Consider the following 19,263-nt stretch of genomic DNA (forward strand, 5'->3'; position numbering starts at 1 on the left):
ATGAAGATCCCTGCCTACTACGGTTTCTGGCACCATCTCGGCAACTGGCTGCTCAAGGTCAGCTCCTGGCTGGTGCTGCTGTTCCTGATCCTGCCGATCCTGGTGATCGTACCGCTGTCGTTCAACGCCGAGCCCTTCTTCAGCTTCACCGAGGGCATGCTCACGCTGGACCCCGAGGCCTACTCGCTGCGCTGGTACCGGGAGATCTTCAACGATCCGAAGTGGATACTGGCGATCAAGAACAGCTTCTTCATCGGCATCCTCTCCACCATTCTGGCCACGATTCTGGGCACCTGCGCAGCCGTAGGCCTGGCGCGCGACGAGATGCCGCTTCGCCGCTTCATCACCGCCCTGCTGCTATCACCGATGATCGTGCCGCTGATCATCACCGCCGCTGGCATGTTCTTCTTCTACTCCAACCTCGGCCTGGCCGGCGGCTATCTGGGTGTGATCCTGGCCCACGCGGCGCTCGGTACGCCCTTCGTCATCATCACCGTCACCGCCACGCTCACCGGCTTCGACTACAGCCTGGCACGCGCAGCGCTGAATCTCGGCGCCACGCCAGTACGCGTATTCTTCGACGTGATCATGCCGCTGATCCGCCCCGGGGTGATTTCCGGCGCGCTGTTCGCCTTCATCACCTCCTTCGATGAGGTGGTGGTCATCCTGTTCATGGCTGGCCCACAGCAACGCACCATTCCGCGGCAGATGTTCTCGGGCCTGCGCGAGCAGATCAACCCGAGCATCCTGGCCATCGCCACCCTGCTGATTCTGGTGTCCATCGCTTTGCTGGTAACCATCGAACTGCTGCGCCGCCGCGCCGAGCGGATGCGAGGGATCGAGATACCGGACTGATACCCGCCCCGAAGGGCGAACATGACGCAGAACACTTCCCCTGTTCGTCCGAAGCCCATCACCTTTATTATCGGCGGCCTGCCCTGCCTATCCACCAGCTTCGAGCACGACACGCCCTGACCATGGATGCAACCCGAGACGTACATGAGCAGCGCCTGGTGGAGCAGGAGCATGCTCTGCTGTTCGAACGCCCGCATGCGGGGTCGCGCAAACCCTACGAACGGGACAAGCCACCGCCCCATGTGCTGGAAGACCGGCGCATCCTGCGCGCCATTCGCTACATTGAAGCCCACTTGGACCGGCCGCTCTCGCTTGATCGTCTGGCGGCTCGCGCCAGCCTGAGCACCTTCCACTTTCAGCGCCATTTCCGCGAGGTAATGGGCGAAAGCCCAAGCGAATACATTCGTCGCACCCGCCTCGACCGCGCGGCGATTCACCTGTTGATCTACCCGGAGTCGGTGCTTTCCATCGCGCTGTCCGTTGGCTACTCCAGTCATGAGGCCTTCATCCGTGCCTTCCATCGCCAGTTCGCCCTGACGCCCACCCAGTACCGTCAGTTCGCGCGCCAGGCCAGCATCCCCGCCACAGCTGAGGAACATCGTCGGGCAAGCGAAGTACAGATCACTCACCTTCCCGATCTGGCGCTGCTGAGCATGCGTTTCTACGGCAGCTATGCACGAGTTGCGGAGCACTGGCGACACTTTGCCGAAGAACTGCAACGTATCGGCTATCCATTGGATAACGCCAGGGCCATCGGAGCCATCACCGACAACCCGGAGATCACCCCCAACGACCTGGTGCGCTACGACTGCGCTGTGGTCGATCTCGGACTCCCCATCGGTGACGCCCCACTGAGCCGAATGAGGCTGCCAGCCGGACGTTACGCCTGCCTTCAACACCGAGCACCCTACAACCAGGTATTCGCGGCCTATCGCACCCTCGCCGTGGCCTGGCCGGAAAGCTCCGGTGAGCGTTTTGTCCCCCAGGGCGGCTATGAACTCTATCGCCAGCCCCCCTGGTCAGGTGATGCCACGCAATGTCTGGATATCGCCCTCGGCCTGGAGAGCTGAGGCAAACACCGCAAGTTCTATCAAGCTACATCCAGGTCACACGACCTAGGCTTCCTCTTTGTCTTCGGCCTGATGCAGATCACTCAGGCCTGGGCAGCCGTCTCCCAGAAGGAAGCTGATCGCCATGCGTGTTGCCACGAGCCTGTTGTCCGTCGCCTTGCTGGCCGCCGGGAATATCCTCACCAACTCGGCTCTGGCAGCCGTAGCGCCGGATGCTGGTCAGACCCAACAAAGTCTCGACCAGAAGCCTCTGCAGTTACCCAAGCGTCAATCCATAGACATCAATCTGCCCGACTCACCCGGTGATCAGGAGCAAAGCGCTGGGCCGAGCCTGCAAGTCACAGGTTTCGTCCTCGAGGGCAACAGCGCCATCCCCAATGAGCAACTGCTGACGCTGCTCGATGACCTGAACAATCGCACCCTCACACTTGGCGATCTGCAGGGCGCCGCCAATCGCATCACCCGCTTCTACCGCGAACGCGGTTACCCGCTGGCACGCGCCTATCTGCCCGCCCAGGAGATCGATGGCGGCATGGTTCGGATCGCTGTGCTCGAAGGCCGCTACGGCCAGGTGCAGATCAACGACCAGGCCGGCCTGGGTGGCAGCGCCCTCGCGCCCCTGGCGGCACTGCAAGCCGGCGATGCGGTGCAGGCCAGGCCGCTCGAACGCAGCCTGTTGCTGCTGCAGGACACTCCCGGCGTCGAGGTGAAGTCCACCCTGCGCCCCGGCACCAGCACCGGCAGCACCGACCTGCTGGTGAATATCGAGCGCGCACCGCTGCTGTCCGGCTCCATCGACGCCGACAACTACGGCAACCGCTTCACCGGTCAGTACCGCCTTGGCGGCACACTCAACATCAACAGTCCACTGGGACTGGGTGACCGTTTGACCCTGCGCGCCATGGGTTCGGACGAAGAACAGAATTACGGCCGCATCGCCTATCAGCTACCTGTCGGCCCCTGGTCGACTCAGCTCGGCGTGGCCTATTCGGACATGGACTATGAGCTGGCCAAGGACTTCGAAGACCTCGATGCCCATGGCAATGCACGCATCGCCAGCGTCTTCGCCCTGCAACCACTGATGCGCTCGAGGGATTTCAACCTCTATGTGCAGGCCCAATTCGACGACAAGCGCCTGCAGGACGACATCGACCTGTTCGACCAGCAGAGCGAGAAACGCTCGCGCGTGGTCATCCTGACGCTCAACGGCAACAGCCGTGACACCCTGCTCGGCGGTGGCATCAACAGCTTCGCCCTGGCCTGGAGCCAGGGCAGCCTGAACCTCGACGATGCCACTGCGCAGCGTATCGACGACCTCACTGCCGGCACGGCCGGCCGCTTCCACAAGCTCAACCCCAGCCTGGTTCGCCTGCAACGCCTGAGCGAGCGCTTCAGCCTCTATTCCCAGCTGCAAGGCCAATGGGCCGACGGCAACCTCGACAGTTCGGAAAAGCTCTACCTGGGCGGCGCCTACGGTGTACGCGCCTACCCGCAGGGCGAAGCCTCCGGCGACCAAGGCTGGCTGGCCAATCTCGAGCTGCGCTATGCGCTGACCGATGCCTGGCAGCTCAGCACCTTCGTCGACCATGGCCAGGTGCGCCTGAACAAGGACAGCTGGGCCTCCGGCGAGAACCATCGCAGCCTTTCCGGTGCCGGCCTGGGCGCACGCTGGGCGGCCCACGGCTGGCAGGTCAGCGCCGTGACCGCGTGGAAACTGGGCAACAGCGAGCCGCAGAGCGATGTCGACCGCAGCCCGCGCGTATGGGCACAGGTGGTGCGCTTCTTCTAACGCTGCAAACCCTTGATGGTTACACCGCAGGCCGAAACGCAGCACTCCGCAGCCAGACGATTGATAAGGGGACATCCATGAACCGCAGCTACGCTCTAATCTGGAACCACGCCCTGGGCGCCTGGGCCGTCGCCCATGAACACGCCCGCAAACGTGGCAAGGGCGCCGGTGCGGTATTGGCGACAAGCCTCGTACTGGCCGGCTCGACCTTCGCCGCCGACCTGCCCACTGGCGGTCAGGTGGTCTCCGGCAGCGGCAGCATCAGCCAGCCCAACGGCCAGCAGATGGTCATCGATCAAGCCAGCAACAAGCTGGCCATCGACTGGCAGAGCTTCGACATCGGCAGCGGTAACAAGGTGACCTTCAACCAGCCCGGAACCGACTCGATCGCCCTGAACCGGGTGCTCGGCGCCGACGGCTCGAAGATTATGGGCCAGCTCGATGCCAATGGCCGGGTGTTCATCATCAATCCCAACGGCGTGCTCTTCGGCGCCGGGGCGCAGGTCAACGTCGGCGGTCTGGTGGCTTCCACCCTGGATCTGTCAGTGAGCGATTTCGAAGCGGGCAACTACGCCTTCAAGGGCAACGGCAGCAACGCTTCGGTCATCAACAATGGGCGCATCAGCGCCGCCGATGGCGGCAGCGTCGCCCTGCTCGGCGGCACGGTCAGCAACAACGGCGTGATCGTCGCCAACCAGGGCACGGTGGCCCTGGCCGCTGGTAATTCGGTCACCCTCGACTTCGCGGGTGACGGCTTGCTCAGCGTACAGGTCGACGAGGCGGTGAAGGACGCGCTGGTGGAAAACCGTCAGTTGATCCAGGCCGACGGCGGCAACGTCATCCTCACCGCCAGCGCAGCCGATGCGCTGCTGCAGACGGTGGTCAACAACGAGGGCGTGATCCAGGCCCGCACCCTCGGCGAGAAGGAAGGCAGGATCGTCCTGCTCGGCGACTTCGACGGCGGCACAGTGCAGGTCGCCGGCACCCTGGATGCCAGCGCGGCGGATGGCGGCAATGGCGGTTTTATCGACACCAGCGGCGCCCATGTGCAGATCGCCGCGGGCACGACCGTCACCACCAAGGCCACGACCGGGCAAACCGGCACCTGGCTGATCGACCCGACCGACTTTACCGTCAGCGCCGGCAGTGCCAGCCAGACCCCCAGCGGCATCGGTGCCAGCACCCTCAGCGCCAACCTGCAGAACACCAGCATCACGCTACAGACCGTGGCGGGAGGCAGCGAAAACGGCGACATCAACGTCAATGCTGCCGTGAGCTGGAGCGCAGATACCACGCTGACGCTCGATGCCCACGGCCGCATAAACGTCAACAAGGACATCACCGCCAGCGGCGACAATGCAGCGCTGGTGCTGGCCTACGGCAACGGTTACAGCCTGAACCAGGGCGCCCGCGTCACCCTCTCAGGAGGCAATGCCGGACTGAGTCTCGGCGGCGTCGACTACACCCTGATTCGCGACCTCAGCGCCCTGCAAGGCATTTCGGGAAACGGTCACTACGCGCTCGCCATCGACCTCGATGCCGCTGCGACCAGTACCTGGAACGCAGGAGCCGGCTTCGCTCCCATCGATGGCTTCAACGGCACCTTTGCCGGCCTCGGGCACACGGTTGACGGTCTCTTCATCTATCGCCCCAATAACGGGGTTATCGGTATGTTCGGCCTCACGGCAGCCACCATCCGCGACCTGACCCTCTCCAATGTTTCCATCACTGGCATTGGCACGGTAGGAGGCCTAGTGGCAAGGCTGAGCGGTGGCACCATGACCAATACCCATGTCACCGGCCAGGTATCCTCGCTGGGTGATCAGGTCGGCGGCCTGGTGGGCCTGAACGATCAAGGCTTTGTTAGCCAGTCCTCCTCCACAGCGACGGTCAGCGGGGCGAGTGAGGTAGGCGGCTTGATCGGCCGTAATCGTGCGGCCTCGGTCACGGACGCCTATGCAACGGGAGCGGTAACCGGTACGGGTGATGCTATCGGCGGGCTGATCGGCAGCACCGTGCAGGGCACCACATTGACCAATACTTACGCCAGCGGCCGAGTGACCGGCACTGGCGGGCTGGTGGGGAACGTTGACGGCTCCGGCGCCACGGTCACCAACAGCTACTGGGACATGGACTCCACCGGCCAAGCAAGCAGTGCAGCCGGCACTGGTATCGACTCCACCAACGCCCGCACCCAAGCCACCTACGCCGGCTTCGACTTCACCAACACCTGGGTGATGTTCGAAGGCGATACACGACCCATGCTGCGCGGCGAGTACTCGACGACCCTGTTCACGCCCCACGCCCTGCAACTGATGGCGCTGGATCTGTCAGCCGACTATCGCCTGGGCACCGACCTGGATCTCGGTGCCGCGCTTGCAGCAGGCGGTAATGGCTACTACGGCGATGTATGGGGAGTGGCTGGGTTCAAACCAGTGGGCAACTCCAGCACCCCCTTTACCGGCTCGCTGGATGGTCAAGGCCACCTGATTCGCGACCTCAGGATAAATCGCGCAAACGAAAGCGAAGTGGCATTGATCGGGCAGACAGCCGCCGGGGCGCAGATTCACGACCTGGGACTGGTCGGTGGCAGCGTTCATGGCGGATTCAATGCTGCCAGCCTGGTAGGCATCAACTACGGCGGCATACTGAGCGACCTTCATACCAACGTCACCGTCAGCTCCACTGCACGCGGTGCTGGTGGCTTGGTGGCACGCAACCGGGACAACGGCATCATTCGCAACAGCTATGCCACTGGCGATGTAAGCGGCGCGGAGAACGTCGTAGGTGGGCTGACCGGAGAAAACTGGGGCCTGGTAGAAAATTCCTACGCCACGGGAAACATCAGCGGTGTCGTAATGACCGGCGGCCTGGTGGGTGCCAACACCGGCACCATCCGCAATGCCTATGCCACCGGTCAGGTACAAGGCACAGAGTATGTAGGTGGTTTGGCCGGTTATAACGGCAGCCTGATCGAATACACCTACGCCACTGGCAGCGTGACCGGGGTGACGTCCGTAGGGGGGTTGGTAGGCAATATAGCAACCGGACGCGTAGCGGACTCGTTCTGGAACACCGACACCTTCACCGGTCCCGGCGCGGGCAGCATTGGTGGTGTTGCGACTGTGGAAAATCTACGCGGCCTGGATAGCACAGCGTTACGCGACGCCTCCAACTATGCCACCTGGAACCTGGCCACCAACGGCGGCAGTAATGCAGTCTGGAGGATCTATGAGGGGCATACTGCGCCACTGCTGCGCAGCTTCATGCAGAGCGTGACCGTCACGGCGACGGACATTGGCAATAAAACCTACGATGGCCAGAACAGCGGCACCAGCGGATACACAACGGACCTTGGCGATACCCTGAATGATGATCTACTGCTTGGTAGCCTGACCTACTCCAGCGCCTCGCAGAACGCTGGCAGCTACAGCACCACCGATGGTGGTCTCAGCCTGGACGGGCTGTATTCGGGTCAGCAGGGCTACGACATCAGCTACGCCGATACCACCCTGACCATCGACAAGGCCGCGCTCGCCGTCACCGCCAACGACGCCAGCAAGACCTACGACGGCCTCGCCTTCAGCGGCGGCAATGGCGTCAGCTACAGCGGCTTCGTCAATGGCGAGGATGCCAGCGTGCTCGGCGGCAATCTTACCTATGGTGGCAGTGCTCAGGGTGCAGTCAATAACGGCAGTTATGCTATCAGCGCCCATGGTCTGACCTCTGGTAACTACGCCCTTACTTTCGTAGACGGCACCCTGACCATCAGCGGCCAATCCCAGGGCCAGCCGAGCAACCCGGCGGTAGAAATACCTCAGGCCTATAGCGATATTCTCGCCGCCACTCAAAGCGACCCGGATAGCGAGGCGAGTGCTCCGTCATTCAGCCCAGACGAACTCTATCGAATCGCCGATAGCGGCATCCGGCTACCGGAGGGCCTTGACGGCGCGTCGCGAGGCAATTGATCACTGCATCACCCCACCACCCCGAATCTGACGGATCACCAGCGATGGTGACCGTCAGCAGCCTTTCCCCTGGCGCCTACTGCGGCGTAGAATCGAGGTATTTCCCGCCAGGCATCCTCCGGCGGGCCTGTGAGCCCTGGCCGCGCGAACGGTGATCCCGTCTCGTCATGCAGCCCACGACACGCGGTGACCTGCCGCCCACGACGCTCACCGCCTATATAACCGAATTAGCCGCAGGATCATCGTCATGCCTGACTACCGCTCGAAGACCTCTACCCACGGCCGCAACATGGCCGGCGCCCGCGCCCTGTGGCGCGCCACCGGGATGAAGGACGAAGACTTCAAGAAACCGATCATCGCCATCGCCAACTCCTTCACCCAGTTCGTGCCCGGCCACGTGCACCTGAAGGATCTGGGTCAACTGGTCGCCCGCGAGATCGAGAAGCACGGCGGCGTGGCCAAGGAATTCAACACCATCGCCGTCGACGACGGCATCGCCATGGGCCACGACGGCATGCTCTATTCGCTGCCGAGCCGCGAGATCATCGCCGACTCCGTGGAGTACATGGTCAACGCCCACTGCGCCGATGCCATCGTCTGCATCAGCAACTGCGACAAGATCACCCCCGGCATGCTGATGGCCGCCCTGCGCCTGAACATCCCGGTGGTGTTCGTTTCCGGCGGGCCGATGGAAGCCGGCAAGACCAAGCTGGCCAATCACGGCCTGGATCTGGTCGATGCCATGGTCATCGCTGCCGACTCCAGCGCCTCCGACGAGAAGGTCGCCGAGTACGAGCGCAGCGCCTGCCCGACCTGCGGCAGCTGCTCCGGCATGTTCACCGCCAACTCGATGAACTGCCTGGTCGAAGCCCTGGGTCTGGCACTGCCAGGCAACGGTTCGACCCTGGCCACCCACAGCGATCGTGAACAACTGTTCCTGCGCGCCGGTCGCCTGGCCGTCGAACTCTGCCAACGCTACTACGGCGAAGGCGACGAGTCGGTACTGCCACGCAACGTCGCCAGCTTCAAGGCGTTCGAAAACGCCATGACGCTGGACATCGCCATGGGCGGTTCGACCAACACCATCCTGCACCTGCTGGCTGCAGCCCAGGAAGCGGAGATCGCCTTCGACCTGCGCGACATCGATCGACTGTCGCGCAAGGTGCCGCAGCTGTGCAAAGTCGCGCCGAACATCCAGAAGTACCACATGGAAGACGTGCATCGCGCTGGCGGCATCTTCTCCATCCTCGGCGAGCTGGCGCGTGGCGGCCTGCTGCACACCGAAGTGCCCACCGTGCACACGCCGAACATGGCCGAAGCCATCGCCCAGTGGGACATCACCCAGACCCAGGACGAAGCGGTTCATCACTTCTTCAAGGCAGGCCCTGCTGGCATCCCCACCCAGACCGCGTTCAGTCAGAGCACCCGCTGGCCGAGTCTGGATGATGACCGCGAGAATGGTTGTATTCGTAGCGTCGAGCACGCTTATTCCCAAGAGGGTGGACTTGCGGTGCTGTACGGCAACATCGCCCTCGATGGCTGTGTGGTGAAGACGGCCGGCGTCGATGAGTCGATCCACGTCTTCGAAGGCAACGCCAAGGTCTTCGAAAGCCAGGACAGCGCGGTCAAGGGCATCCTCGCCGACGAAGTGAAGGAAGGTGACATCGTCATCATCCGCTACGAAGGCCCGAAAGGCGGCCCGGGCATGCAGGAAATGCTCTATCCGACCAGCTACCTGAAGTCCAAGGGGCTGGGCAAGGCCTGCGCCCTGCTCACCGACGGTCGTTTCTCCGGTGGTACCAGCGGTCTGTCCATCGGTCACGCCTCGCCGGAAGCTGCAGCAGGCGGTGCCATCGGCCTGGTCAACGATGGCGACAAAATCCTCATCGACATCCCCAACCGCAGCATCAACCTGCTGGTGAGCGATGAAGAACTGGCCGCCCGCCGCGCCGAGCAGGACAAGAAAGGCTGGAAGCCTGCCGCACCGCGCACCCGCAAGGTGACCACGGCACTCAAGGCCTATGCCCTGCTGGCCACCAGCGCCGACAAGGGCGCGGTGCGCAACAAGGCGATGCTGGACGGCTGATTCGTCAGCCCACACCAGAGAAAAGCCCGGCCTGGTTTGCCGGGCTTTTTGTTGACGGAAGGTTTTGCATCCGACGCTGATCGCCAGCAAGCTGGCTCTTACATCCATGCTCAGGAGCCCATCATGCGTATCGGCCTGATCGCTGACACCCACAATCTGCTGCGCCCCGAGGCGCTGGCAGCGCTGCAAGGCGTCGATCATCTGATCCATGCCGGTGATATCGGCGGGCCGCACATCCTGACCGAACTTGAGCGCGTCGCGCCGCTGTCGGTGGTACGCGGCAACAATGATCAGGACAGCTGGGCCGACGCCATCCCCGAGCGCCAGACGCTACGCTTCGGCGCCATCGCCCTGCATGTGCTGCACGACCTCAAGCAGCTGGATATCGACCCGACTGAGCAAGGCATCGACGTGGTGATTGCCGGGCACTCGCATAAACCACAGCATGAAGAGCGCAACGGCGTGCTCTACCTCAACCCCGGCAGCGCCGGGCCACGGCGCTTCAAGCTGCCCGTCGGCGTGGGCATCCTGCATATCGACGACCAGACGGTCCGGGCCGAGCTGATCACGCTACAGGCCTGAAGCCACCCTACGCGCTGGCCAATCGCGGTAAAGCGGCTCACGTAGGGTGCGCCATGCGCACCGCGGCGACTGCGAAGGGCCCGGGTGCGCACGGCGCACCCTACCCTTGAAAAACACCCTCAGCGAGTCCATCTAAGCTGGTACAGCCTTTTCCCCGCCTGATGGAGAACCCCATGACCCTCGACGAGCTCAACGCCATTGCCGGCGTGACCGCCAAACCCGATGTCGCCACTGCCGACTTCGTCTACAACCACACCATGATCCGCGTGAAGGATCTGCAGAAATCCCTCGATTTCTACACCCGTGTGCTGGGCTTCACCCTGCTGGAGAAGAAGGACTTCCCCGATGCCGAGTTCAGCCTGTACTTCCTCGCGCTGATCAACGACAAGTCGCAGATCCCGGCTGACCCGGCAGCTCGCCATCAGTGGCGCAAGTCGATCCCAGGCGTGTTGGAGCTGACCTACAACTACGGCACCGAGAAAGACCCGGAATTCTCCTACCACAGCGGCAACAGCGACCCACGTGGCTTCGGTCACCTGTGCGTGTCGGTGCCGGACATCAAGGCGGCCTGCCAGCGCTTCGAAGACCTCGGTGTGGACTTCCAGAAACGCCTGACCGACGGCCGCATGCGCGACATCGCCTTCATCAAGGACCCGGACGGCTACTGGGTCGAGATCATCCAGTTCACCGAAGTGATCTGATTCTCGCGTCCGCGACAAACGAAACAACGAGGGGCTGCCTCCAGCGAGGCAGCCCCTCGTTCGTTGCGGGGTTCAGCTGACGCCAACGTAACGGTCCGCCCGGTGATTGATCGCCAGCACCAGATTGAGCATCACCGCCCCCAGCACCGAGAGCAGCACCTTGTCTGGCGACACGACGAAGATCGCCGCCAGCACGATGCTCGCATCGATGGCCATCTGCACGGTCCCCGCACGGAAACCGAAGCGCTCCTGCATGTACAGCGCGAGAATGTTCACCCCGCCCAGGCTGGCGCGGTGGCGGAACAGCATAAGCAAACCCAGCCCCATCGCAGCGCCACCGAACAGCGCGGCATACACGGCGCTTAGATGGGCGAAGGCGACCCACTGCGGCGTCAGCTCGGCCAGTAGCGAAACCAGCATCACCGCGCAGCCCGTGCGCAAGGTGAAAGCCCAGCCCATGCGCCAGATGCCCAGCAGGTAGAACGGCAGGTTGACCAGGCAGAACACCAGACCGAACGACCAACCAGCCTGGTAGTTGGCCAGAAAGGCGATGCCGACGGTTCCCCCCGTCAACAACCCCGCATGGGCGTAGAAGGCGATGCCCAATGCCACCAGAGCGGTACCGAACAGCAGGGCCAGCGCATCTTCCCAGAGTGGATGGCGCACGAAGAGTGCAGCGACGGCGCTCGGGCGCTCGTCGACGGGTGATTGCTCAGTCATGACAGAACCTGCATCAGGATGCACGAAAGAAAATTACGGCAGAGGCAAGGCAAGGCAGTGGCCATCACGGCGCGCCAGGGAATCTGTCTGGCGGCAGAGATGGCCGGAACGCCAGGCAGGATTATGCGCCGCGGCGCTCCCACACTTCGAAGGCGTAGAACGGTGTCTCGGCCGAAGCCGGGTGCTCGAGGCTGGAGGTCATGCGCCAGGTAGCCTCGTCGACCTCAGGGAAGAAAGCATCGCCTTCAGGGTCGAGGCCGACACGCGTCAGGTACAGGCGATCAGCCTGGGCCAGGCCCAGCTCATAGAGCTGCGCGCCGCCGATCAGCATCAGTTCCTCGGCATTCTCTTCACGTGCCCAGGCGTCGGCTCGTTCGATGGCCTCTTCCAGCGTCGCGAATACCTCGGCACCTTCCAGGGTCAGGCCCGCCTGGCGACTGACCACGATGTTGAGCCGGCCCGGCAATGGCCGACCGAGTGAATCCCAGGTCTTGCGCCCCATGATGATCGGCTTGCCGAGCGTCAGCGCCTTGAAATGCTTGAGGTCCGCCGGCAGGTGCCAGGGCAGTTGGTTGTCGCGACCGATCACGCGGTTGTGCGCGAGCGCGGCGATCAGGGAAAGGGGTAGAGTCATTTTCATGAACGCGAGCATAGCAGAGCGTCCTGCGCACCCGCAGCCCACCTTTGGCTTGCCGAGTGGCACACAGAACCGTCTAGGCTTGGACCTCTGTAGCAGAATCGTCACCCTTGTCGGTGCAGGCTTGGGTTTCCATCCCCGTGCAAGGAGGTACCACCATGTTGACCACACCGCTTCGCAGCTGGCTGCTCTGCGCCGGCCTGTTGCTACCGGCCCTCGGCCTCGCCGCGCCAGCCAAGCCCGACAGCGTGCAGGCCGCCATCGACTGGGCGCAACAACAGCCTTTGGCGCAGAAGGGCGAGCCCCATGCCGACGCCAGGCCACTGATCATCGCCCACCGTGGCGCCAGCGGCTACGCCCCCGAACACACCCTGGCCGCCTATGCCCTGGCGGTTCTGCAGGGCGCCGACTATGTCGAGCCGGACCTGGTGATGACCCGCGACGGGCAACTGGTGGCCCGCCACGACAATGAACTGGGCCTGACCACCGACGTGGCGCAGCGTCCGGAGTTCGCCAACCGCAAGCGCACCCAGACGGTGGATGGCGTCAGCCTGGAAGGTTGGTTCAGCGAGGACTTCAGCCTGGCCGAACTCAAGACCCTGCGCGCCATCGAGCGCATCCCGCAGGTGCGCCCGGCCAATACCCGTTTCGATGGCCAGTTCGAGATCCCAACCCTGCAGGAGATCATCGACCTGGTGAAAAGTCTGCAGCTCAGCCAGCAGCGGGTCATCGGCCTGTATCCGGAAACCAAGCACCCGACCCACTTCCAGCAGATCGGCCTGGCCATGGAGCAGCCACTGGTCAAGATCCTCAAGCGCAACGGCTACAACAGCGCCAAGGCGCCGGTTTACATCCAGTCCTTCGAAGTGGAGAACCTCAAGACCCTGAGCCGTCTGACCCAGGTACGACTGGTGCAACTGCTGTGGACCGAGGGCCAGCCCTATGACCAGCAGGTGCTCGGCACCGGCCTGGGCTACGCCCAGATGATCACGCCCAAGGGCCTGAAGGCCATCGCCCGCTACGCCAGCGGCATCGGCCCGGAGAAAGGCATGATCATCCCGCGCGACGCCGCCGGCAACCTGACCACGCCCACCAGCCTGGTGCGTGACGCCCATGCGGCCAAGCTCAAGGTCCATCCCTACACCTTCCGCGCCGAGAACGCCTTCCTGCCCACCAGCCTGCGCAACGGCAGCGAGCCGGCCGAACGTGGCGACATCGAGGCCGAACTGCGCGCCTTCCTCGCCACCGGCGTCGACGGCCTGTTCATCGACCAACCGGACATCGCCGTGCGCTTGCGCGAACAGCGCTGATTCGCACCGGGGCGGATCAGGGGTTATTCTCAACCCCTGATCCGAACGACGAGACGCCGCGTGACAGACGCCTCCTCCCCTACGCCCCTGCAACGCCTCTGGCTCAGCGAGACCATTCGCCTGCGTGAGGAACACGCCGGCCCGCTCGAAGATGCCGAGGCCAATCGCCTGGCCCGCGCCGAGCACGGTGACCTGGCCCAACGCATCCAGCATCGCGCCCTGCACCTGGCCCGTCGAGATGGTCAGTGGCAGGCGCTGTTGCACTGGCTGCAGGGCGCACGCCTGGCCGGTGGGCTGCTGGCACTGCTGGCCCTGCTCAGCGGCTTCGGTCTGGCTCTGGCCGCGTTGGGTGACGGGCGCCAACCCGTCAATGTGTTCTGGGCGCTGGGCAGCCTGCTCGGGCTCAACCTGCTGATGCTGCTTGGCTGGCTGCTGGGTCTGCTGCTGACCCGAGACCGCCCTGGCGCGCTCGGTCGCCTGTGGCTGTGGCTCAGCGAAAAGCTGGCGCGCGACGCCAGCGCCGCGCAGTTGGCCCCGGCCCTGCTGCTGATGCTGCAACGCCAACGCCTGACCCGCTGGGGCCTGGGTCTGATGGTCAACGGCCTGTGGACCCTGGCCATGCTCGCCGCGCTGACCACCCTGTTGCTGCTGCTCGCCACCCGCCGCTACGGTTTCGTCTGGGAAACCACCATCCTCGGCGGCGACACCTTCATCGCCCTAACCCAAGCCATAGGCGCCCTGCCTGCGCTGCTCGGCTTCAGCCTGCCGGATATCGACGTCATTCGTGCCAGCGGCGACGCCGCCATCGCCAGCGAAGCCGCCCGGCAGAGCTGGGCCGGCTGGCTGGTTGGCGTAGCGCTGGTCTATGGCCTGCTGCCACGCCTGCTGCTGGCGCTGCTGTGCCTGTGGCGCTGGCAGTCAGGCACGCGCAGGCTGCGTCTGGACCTCGACCTACCGGGCTACAGCCTGCTGCGCCAGCGCCTGCAACCGGACAGCGAACGCCTCGGCGTCTGCGACCTGGCCCCCGCCGCGCTGCATCAGCCGCAAGGCGGCGCCAGTACCCAAGCCGGCAGCGGCGCGCTGCTGCTCGGCATCGAACTGGACGAGCGTCGCCCCTGGCCGCCGACACCGCTACCCAAGGGCGTGGCCGATGCCGGGGTGATCGACAGCCGTGAACAACGCCGCCAGTTGCTCGAACAACTGACCCGTTTCCCGCCCCAGCGCCTGGCCATCGCCTGCGACCCACGCCGCTCGCCGGATCGCGGCACGCTGGCGCTGCTCGGTGAACTGGCGCGTTGTGCGAGCGCCACGCGCATCTGGCTGCTGCCGCCCGCACCCGGCGAATGCCTGGACAGCGCGCGCCTGACGGACTGGCACCAGGCCCTCGGCACGCTGGGACTGCCCCATGGCGACACGGCGCCGCTGAACTGGCTGGAGAGCGGACATGATTAGGGAACCGCAGGCACATGGACTTCATGTAGGAGCGAGCTCTGCTCGCGAAGCTTTTGCCGTTTGCCATGGTTCGCGAGCAGAGCTCGCTCCTACCGCAATGCACGCTCTGCTTCCGGGCTACTCGGCCGAGGCCACGCCATGAACCCGCCGCTGAAACTCGCCCTGGTCGGCCATACCAACGTCGGCAAAACCTCGCTGCTGCGCACCCTGACCCGCGACGTGGAGTTCGGCGAAGTCTCGCCGCGCGCCAGCACTACTCGCCATGTCGAGGGTGCGCGACTGTCGGTAGACGGCCAGGCGTTGCTAGAGCTGTACGACACCCCCGGCCTGGAGGACGCCATTGCCCTGCTCGATTACCTGGAACGCCTCGACCGCCCCGGTGAACGCCTGGACGGCCCGGCGCGCCTGGCCCGCTTCCTCGACGGCAGCGAGGCGCGCCAGCGCTACGAACAGGAGGCCAAGGTGCTGCGCCAGCTGCTGGCCTCCGACGCCGGCCTGTATGTGATCGACGTGCGTGAGCCGGTGCTGGCCAAGTACCGCGACGAACTGGCGGTGCTGACCATGTGTGGCCGGCCGCTGCTGCCGGTGCTCAACTTCGTCGCCAGCGTCAGCCACCGCGAAGGTGAATGGCGCGAAGCCCTGGCTCGCCTCGGCCTGCATGCCCTGGTGGCGTTCGACAGCGTGGCACCACCGGAAGATGGCGAACGACGCCTGTACGAAAGCCTCGCCCTACTGCTGGAGCGTTCGCGCCCGCAGTTACAACGCCTGATCGAGGATCATGAAGCGCAGCGCCAAGCCCGTCGCCAGGCCGGCAACCGCCTGATCGCCGAGCTGCTGATCGACTGCGCCGCCTGCCGCCGCAGCGTCGCCGCTCAACCGGTGCTGGAACAGGGCGCCATTTCTGAGCTGCGTGATGCGATTCGTCAGCGCGAGCAGCGTTGCGTCGAGGCCCTGCTGCGCCTGTATGCCTTCCGTAGCAGCGATGCCAAGGCGGCCGACCTGCCTCTGCTCGATGGCCGCTGGGGCGACGACCTGTTCAATCCGGAAACGCTGAAGCAACTGGGCATCAAGGTCGGCGGCGGCATGGCAGCGGGCGCGGCCACCGGCGTTGGTGTCGACCTGCTGGTCGGCGGCCTCACCATGGGCGCAGCTGCCGCATTGGGCGCAGTGATCGGCGGCAGCGCGCAGACTCTGCGCAACTACGGGGAAAGGTTGAAGGGAAAGCTCAAAGGTCAGCGCGAACTGACCGTCGACGACGCCGTGCTGCGCTTGCTCGCCCTGCGTCAGCAGCAACTGCTGGCGGCACTGGATAAACGAGGCCACGCCGCCATGGACGCCATCACCCTCAGCGCCCCGCAGGATGCCCTGTGGCGCCACGGCAAGCTGCCCGCCCCGCTGAACGTGGCACGCGCCCATCCCGAATGGTCGTCGCTCAACCCCAGCGCACGTCTGGAAGAGGCCGAGCGCGCCGAACAGGTGGAGCGTTTGTGCAGTGAAATCGCCATGCAAGCGGTGGGCTGAAGCCCACCCTACGTTTGGCGGCGATACACACCTGTAGGGTGGGCCGGGCGGCGCTCCGCTTCAGCCCACCAAAGCCCACCTTACGACCGCTCGCACTCGCCCGGTCTCAAACCGCCACCGGCGCCTTGATATGCGGGTGCGCTTCGTAGCCGACCAGTTCGAAGTCCTCGAATTTGAAGGCCAGCAGATCCTTCACCTCGGGGTTGAGCTTCATGGTCGGCAGCGGCAGTGGCTGGCGGGTCAGTTGCAGGTCGGTTTGTTCGATATGGTTGGCGTACAGGTGGCAGTCGCCGCCGGTCCAGATGAACTCGCCCGGCTGCAGGTTACACACCTGCGCCACCATCAGCGTCAGCAGCGCGTAGCTGGCGATGTTGAAAGGCACGCCGAGGAAGATGTCTGCCGAACGCTGATAGAGCTGGCAGGAGAGCTTGCCGTCAGCGACGTAGAACTGGAACAGCGCGTGACATGGCGGCAGCGCCATCTGCTCGACCAGCGCGGGGTTCCAGGCCGAGACGATCAGGCGACGGGAGTCCGGGTTCTTCTTGATCATCTCGATCAACTTGGCGATCTGGTCGATGGACTCGCCATTGGGCGCCGGCCAGCTGCGCCACTGGTAGCCGTAGACCGGGCCGAGGTCGCCGTTCTCGTCGGCCCACTCGTCCCAGATGCTGACGCCGTTTTCCTTCAGGTAACGGATGTTGGTGTCGCCCTGCAGAAACCACAGCAACTCGTGGATGATCGAGCGCAGGTGACACTTCTTGGTGGTGACGATGGGGAAGCCATCGGCCAGGTCGAAGCGCATCTGGTAGCCGAACACGCTGTAGGTGCCGGTACCGGTGCGGTCTTCCTTGAAGGTGCCGTGCTCGCGCACGTGGCGCATCAGGTCGAGGTACTGTTTCATCAGGCGGCTCCTTGTACGGGCTGGCGCTTGTAGGCGTAGGCGATCAGGCCGATGCCACCGAGGATCATCGGCAGGCAGAGGATCTGCCCCATGGTCAGCCAGCCCCAGGCCAGGTAGCCCAGCTGGGCATCCGGCACGCGGACGAACTCGACGATGAAGCGGAACACGCCGTAGCAGGCGGCGAACATGCCGGACACGGCCATGGTCGGCCGCGGTTTGCGCGAATAGAACCAGAGGATGGTGAACAGCGCCGCGCCCTCCAGGGCGAACTGGTACAGCTGCGACGGATGGCGCGCCAGTTGCTCAGGGTCGGTGGGGAAGACCATCGACCAGGGCACATCGGTGGCCTTGCCCCACAGCTCGGCGTTGATGAAGTTGCCGATGCGTCCGGCGCCGAGGCCGATGGGTACCAACGGGGCGATAAAGTCCATCAGCTCGAAGAAGCTCTTGCCGTTGCGCTTGCCGAACCACCAGGTCGCCAGCATCACCCCGATCAGGCCGCCATGGAAGGACATGCCGCCCTCCCAAACCCGCAGGATCTTCGCCGGTTCGGCGATATAGGCGGCAAAGTCATAGAAGAACACGTAGCCCAGACGGCCACCGAGAATCACCCCCATGGCCACCCAGAACACCAGGTCGGACAGCTTGTCCTTGGTCCAGGTCGCATCGAAACGCTCCAGACGGCGCGATGCCAGTAGCCATGCACCACCGATGCCGACCAGATACATCAGGCCGTACCAATGGATTTTCAGGGGACCAAGGGCGATGGCCACCGGGTCGATCTGCGGATAAGGCAGCATCCAGGACTCCTTAAATGAAAAAACTCAGACCCACGCTGAACAGCAGCAGGGCGAACAGACGCTTGAGTAACAGTGGCGACAGGCGATGAGCCAGACGCGCACCAAAACGGGCAAAGAACATGCTGGTCACGGCGATGCCCAGCAATGCCGGGAGATACACGAAACCGACGCTCCATGGCGGCAGATTCGGATTCCCCCAGCCGGTAAACATGAAACTCAGCGCGCCGGCGATGGCGATCGGCAAACCACAGGCCGCCGAGGTTGCCACCGCCTGCTGGATCGGCACGCTGCGCCAGACCAGAAAGGGCACGGTAAGCGAACCACCGCCAATGCCGAAAATCGCCGAGGCCCAACCGATCACCCCGCCGGCTACCGTCAGCGTCGGCTTGCCTGGGACACCGAGACTGGCCTTGGGTTTCAGGTCCAGCGCCATCTGCGCGGCAACGATGATGGCGAAGGTACCGATGATCTTCTGCAGCAACGGCCCCTGGATCAACGCCGCCGTCATGGCCCCCAGCGCAGCACCCAGTAGGATGCCAATGGTCAACCAGCGAAACAGCGGCCAGCGCACCGCGCCCTTGCGATGGTGCTCGAGCAGCGAATTGATCGAGGTAAAGACGATGGTCGCCAGGGACGTTCCCACTGCCAGGTGAGTGAGGATTTCCGTTGCCATACCCTGGGCGGTGAAGCTCAGCACCAGCACCGGCACGATGATCAGACCGCCGCCCACGCCGAACAGGCCAGCCAGCACACCGGCAGCCGAGCCCAGCACCAGGTAGAGCAGCAGCTCCATCGACACCCCCAAAAACAAAGCGGCATGGTAGCGGAAATGCCTCCTCAACGGCACACGGATCGACGGAACGGTTGCCGC

At 64.2% G+C, this 19,263-nt stretch carries 15 protein-coding genes; 10 read left to right on the top strand and 5 right to left on the bottom strand.

Features of this window, described 5'->3' with window-relative positions:
* From BM186_RS19260 to gloA, 7 genes are all read left to right on the top strand, one after another.
* Complete coding sequence (locus BM186_RS19260) at window positions 1-855, top strand: ABC transporter permease (RefSeq protein ID WP_074917482.1); 855 nt, start codon at window positions 1-3, stop codon at window positions 853-855.
* A 122-nt stretch (window positions 856-977) separates the two neighbouring features.
* Complete coding sequence (locus tag BM186_RS19265; RefSeq protein WP_074917484.1) at window positions 978-1,925, top strand: AraC family transcriptional regulator; 948 nt, start codon at window positions 978-980, stop codon at window positions 1,923-1,925.
* A gap of 124 nt (window positions 1,926-2,049) precedes the next feature.
* On the top strand, window positions 2,050-3,714 hold the full coding sequence (locus BM186_RS19270) for a ShlB/FhaC/HecB family hemolysin secretion/activation protein (RefSeq protein WP_074917485.1): 1,665 nt from the start codon (window positions 2,050-2,052) through the stop codon (window positions 3,712-3,714).
* 77 nt (window positions 3,715-3,791) lie between these two features.
* Window positions 3,792-7,682 carry a two-partner secretion domain-containing protein gene (locus BM186_RS19275; protein WP_074917487.1) on the top strand — a complete coding sequence of 1,297 codons (3,891 nt, stop codon included), beginning with the start codon at window positions 3,792-3,794 and terminating at the stop codon, window positions 7,680-7,682.
* 247 nt (window positions 7,683-7,929) lie between these two features.
* Window positions 7,930-9,768: a dihydroxy-acid dehydratase gene (gene ilvD / locus BM186_RS19280; protein WP_074917488.1), complete on the top strand. Its 1,839-nt coding sequence runs from the start codon at window positions 7,930-7,932 to the stop codon at window positions 9,766-9,768.
* Window positions 9,769-9,891: 123 nt separating this feature from the next.
* Window positions 9,892-10,350: a metallophosphoesterase family protein gene (locus tag BM186_RS19285; protein ID WP_072424865.1), complete on the top strand. Its 459-nt coding sequence runs from the start codon at window positions 9,892-9,894 to the stop codon at window positions 10,348-10,350.
* A gap of 173 nt (window positions 10,351-10,523) precedes the next feature.
* Window positions 10,524-11,051: a lactoylglutathione lyase gene (gene gloA / locus BM186_RS19290; protein ID WP_017675905.1), complete on the top strand. Its 528-nt coding sequence runs from the start codon at window positions 10,524-10,526 to the stop codon at window positions 11,049-11,051.
* Between the two features lie 72 nt (window positions 11,052-11,123).
* On the opposite strand, the gene BM186_RS19295 is transcribed toward gloA, so the two are convergent.
* Both BM186_RS19295 and BM186_RS19300 read right to left on the bottom strand, forming a co-directional pair.
* On the bottom strand, window positions 11,124-11,771 hold the full coding sequence (locus tag BM186_RS19295; protein WP_072424864.1) for a YitT family protein: 648 nt from the start codon (window positions 11,769-11,771) through the stop codon (window positions 11,124-11,126).
* A 121-nt stretch (window positions 11,772-11,892) separates the two neighbouring features.
* Window positions 11,893-12,423, bottom strand: coding sequence for a dihydrofolate reductase (locus BM186_RS19300; protein WP_074917491.1), 531 nt, complete (start codon window positions 12,421-12,423; stop codon window positions 11,893-11,895).
* A gap of 143 nt (window positions 12,424-12,566) precedes the next feature.
* Between BM186_RS19300 and BM186_RS19305 the strand changes: the two genes are divergently transcribed.
* From BM186_RS19305 to BM186_RS19315, 3 genes are all read left to right on the top strand, one after another.
* Window positions 12,567-13,718, top strand: a complete 1,152-nt coding sequence (locus BM186_RS19305) for a glycerophosphodiester phosphodiesterase (RefSeq protein WP_074917493.1) — start codon at window positions 12,567-12,569, stop codon at window positions 13,716-13,718.
* Between the two features lie 60 nt (window positions 13,719-13,778).
* A complete protein-coding gene (locus BM186_RS19310; protein WP_074917495.1) occupies window positions 13,779-15,170 on the top strand; it encodes a DUF2868 domain-containing protein in 1,392 nt (463 codons plus the stop codon).
* 138 nt (window positions 15,171-15,308) lie between these two features.
* On the top strand, window positions 15,309-16,691 hold the full coding sequence (locus tag BM186_RS19315) for a GTPase/DUF3482 domain-containing protein (RefSeq protein WP_074917497.1): 1,383 nt from the start codon (window positions 15,309-15,311) through the stop codon (window positions 16,689-16,691).
* Between the two features lie 106 nt (window positions 16,692-16,797).
* Here BM186_RS19315 and BM186_RS19320 read toward each other — a convergent pair whose 3' ends face one another.
* Genes BM186_RS19320 through BM186_RS19330 form a run of 3 tightly spaced genes read right to left on the bottom strand, consistent with a single transcriptional unit; the run spans window position 16,798 to window position 19,185 of the window.
* Window positions 16,798-17,592, bottom strand: a complete 795-nt coding sequence (locus tag BM186_RS19320; protein ID WP_074917499.1) for a thymidylate synthase — start codon at window positions 17,590-17,592, stop codon at window positions 16,798-16,800.
* On the bottom strand, window positions 17,592-18,392 hold the full coding sequence (lgt, locus tag BM186_RS19325; RefSeq protein ID WP_074917500.1) for a prolipoprotein diacylglyceryl transferase: 801 nt from the start codon (window positions 18,390-18,392) through the stop codon (window positions 17,592-17,594). The genes BM186_RS19320 and lgt overlap by 1 nt, the downstream gene beginning before the upstream one ends.
* Before the next feature lie 10 nt (window positions 18,393-18,402).
* A complete protein-coding gene (locus tag BM186_RS19330) occupies window positions 18,403-19,185 on the bottom strand; it encodes a sulfite exporter TauE/SafE family protein (RefSeq protein ID WP_072425065.1) in 783 nt (260 codons plus the stop codon).
* Window positions 19,186-19,263 lie beyond the last annotated feature (78 nt).

It is taken from the genome of Ectopseudomonas toyotomiensis, assembly GCF_900115695.1.
Lineage (GTDB): Bacteria > Pseudomonadota > Gammaproteobacteria > Pseudomonadales > Pseudomonadaceae > Aquipseudomonas > Aquipseudomonas toyotomiensis.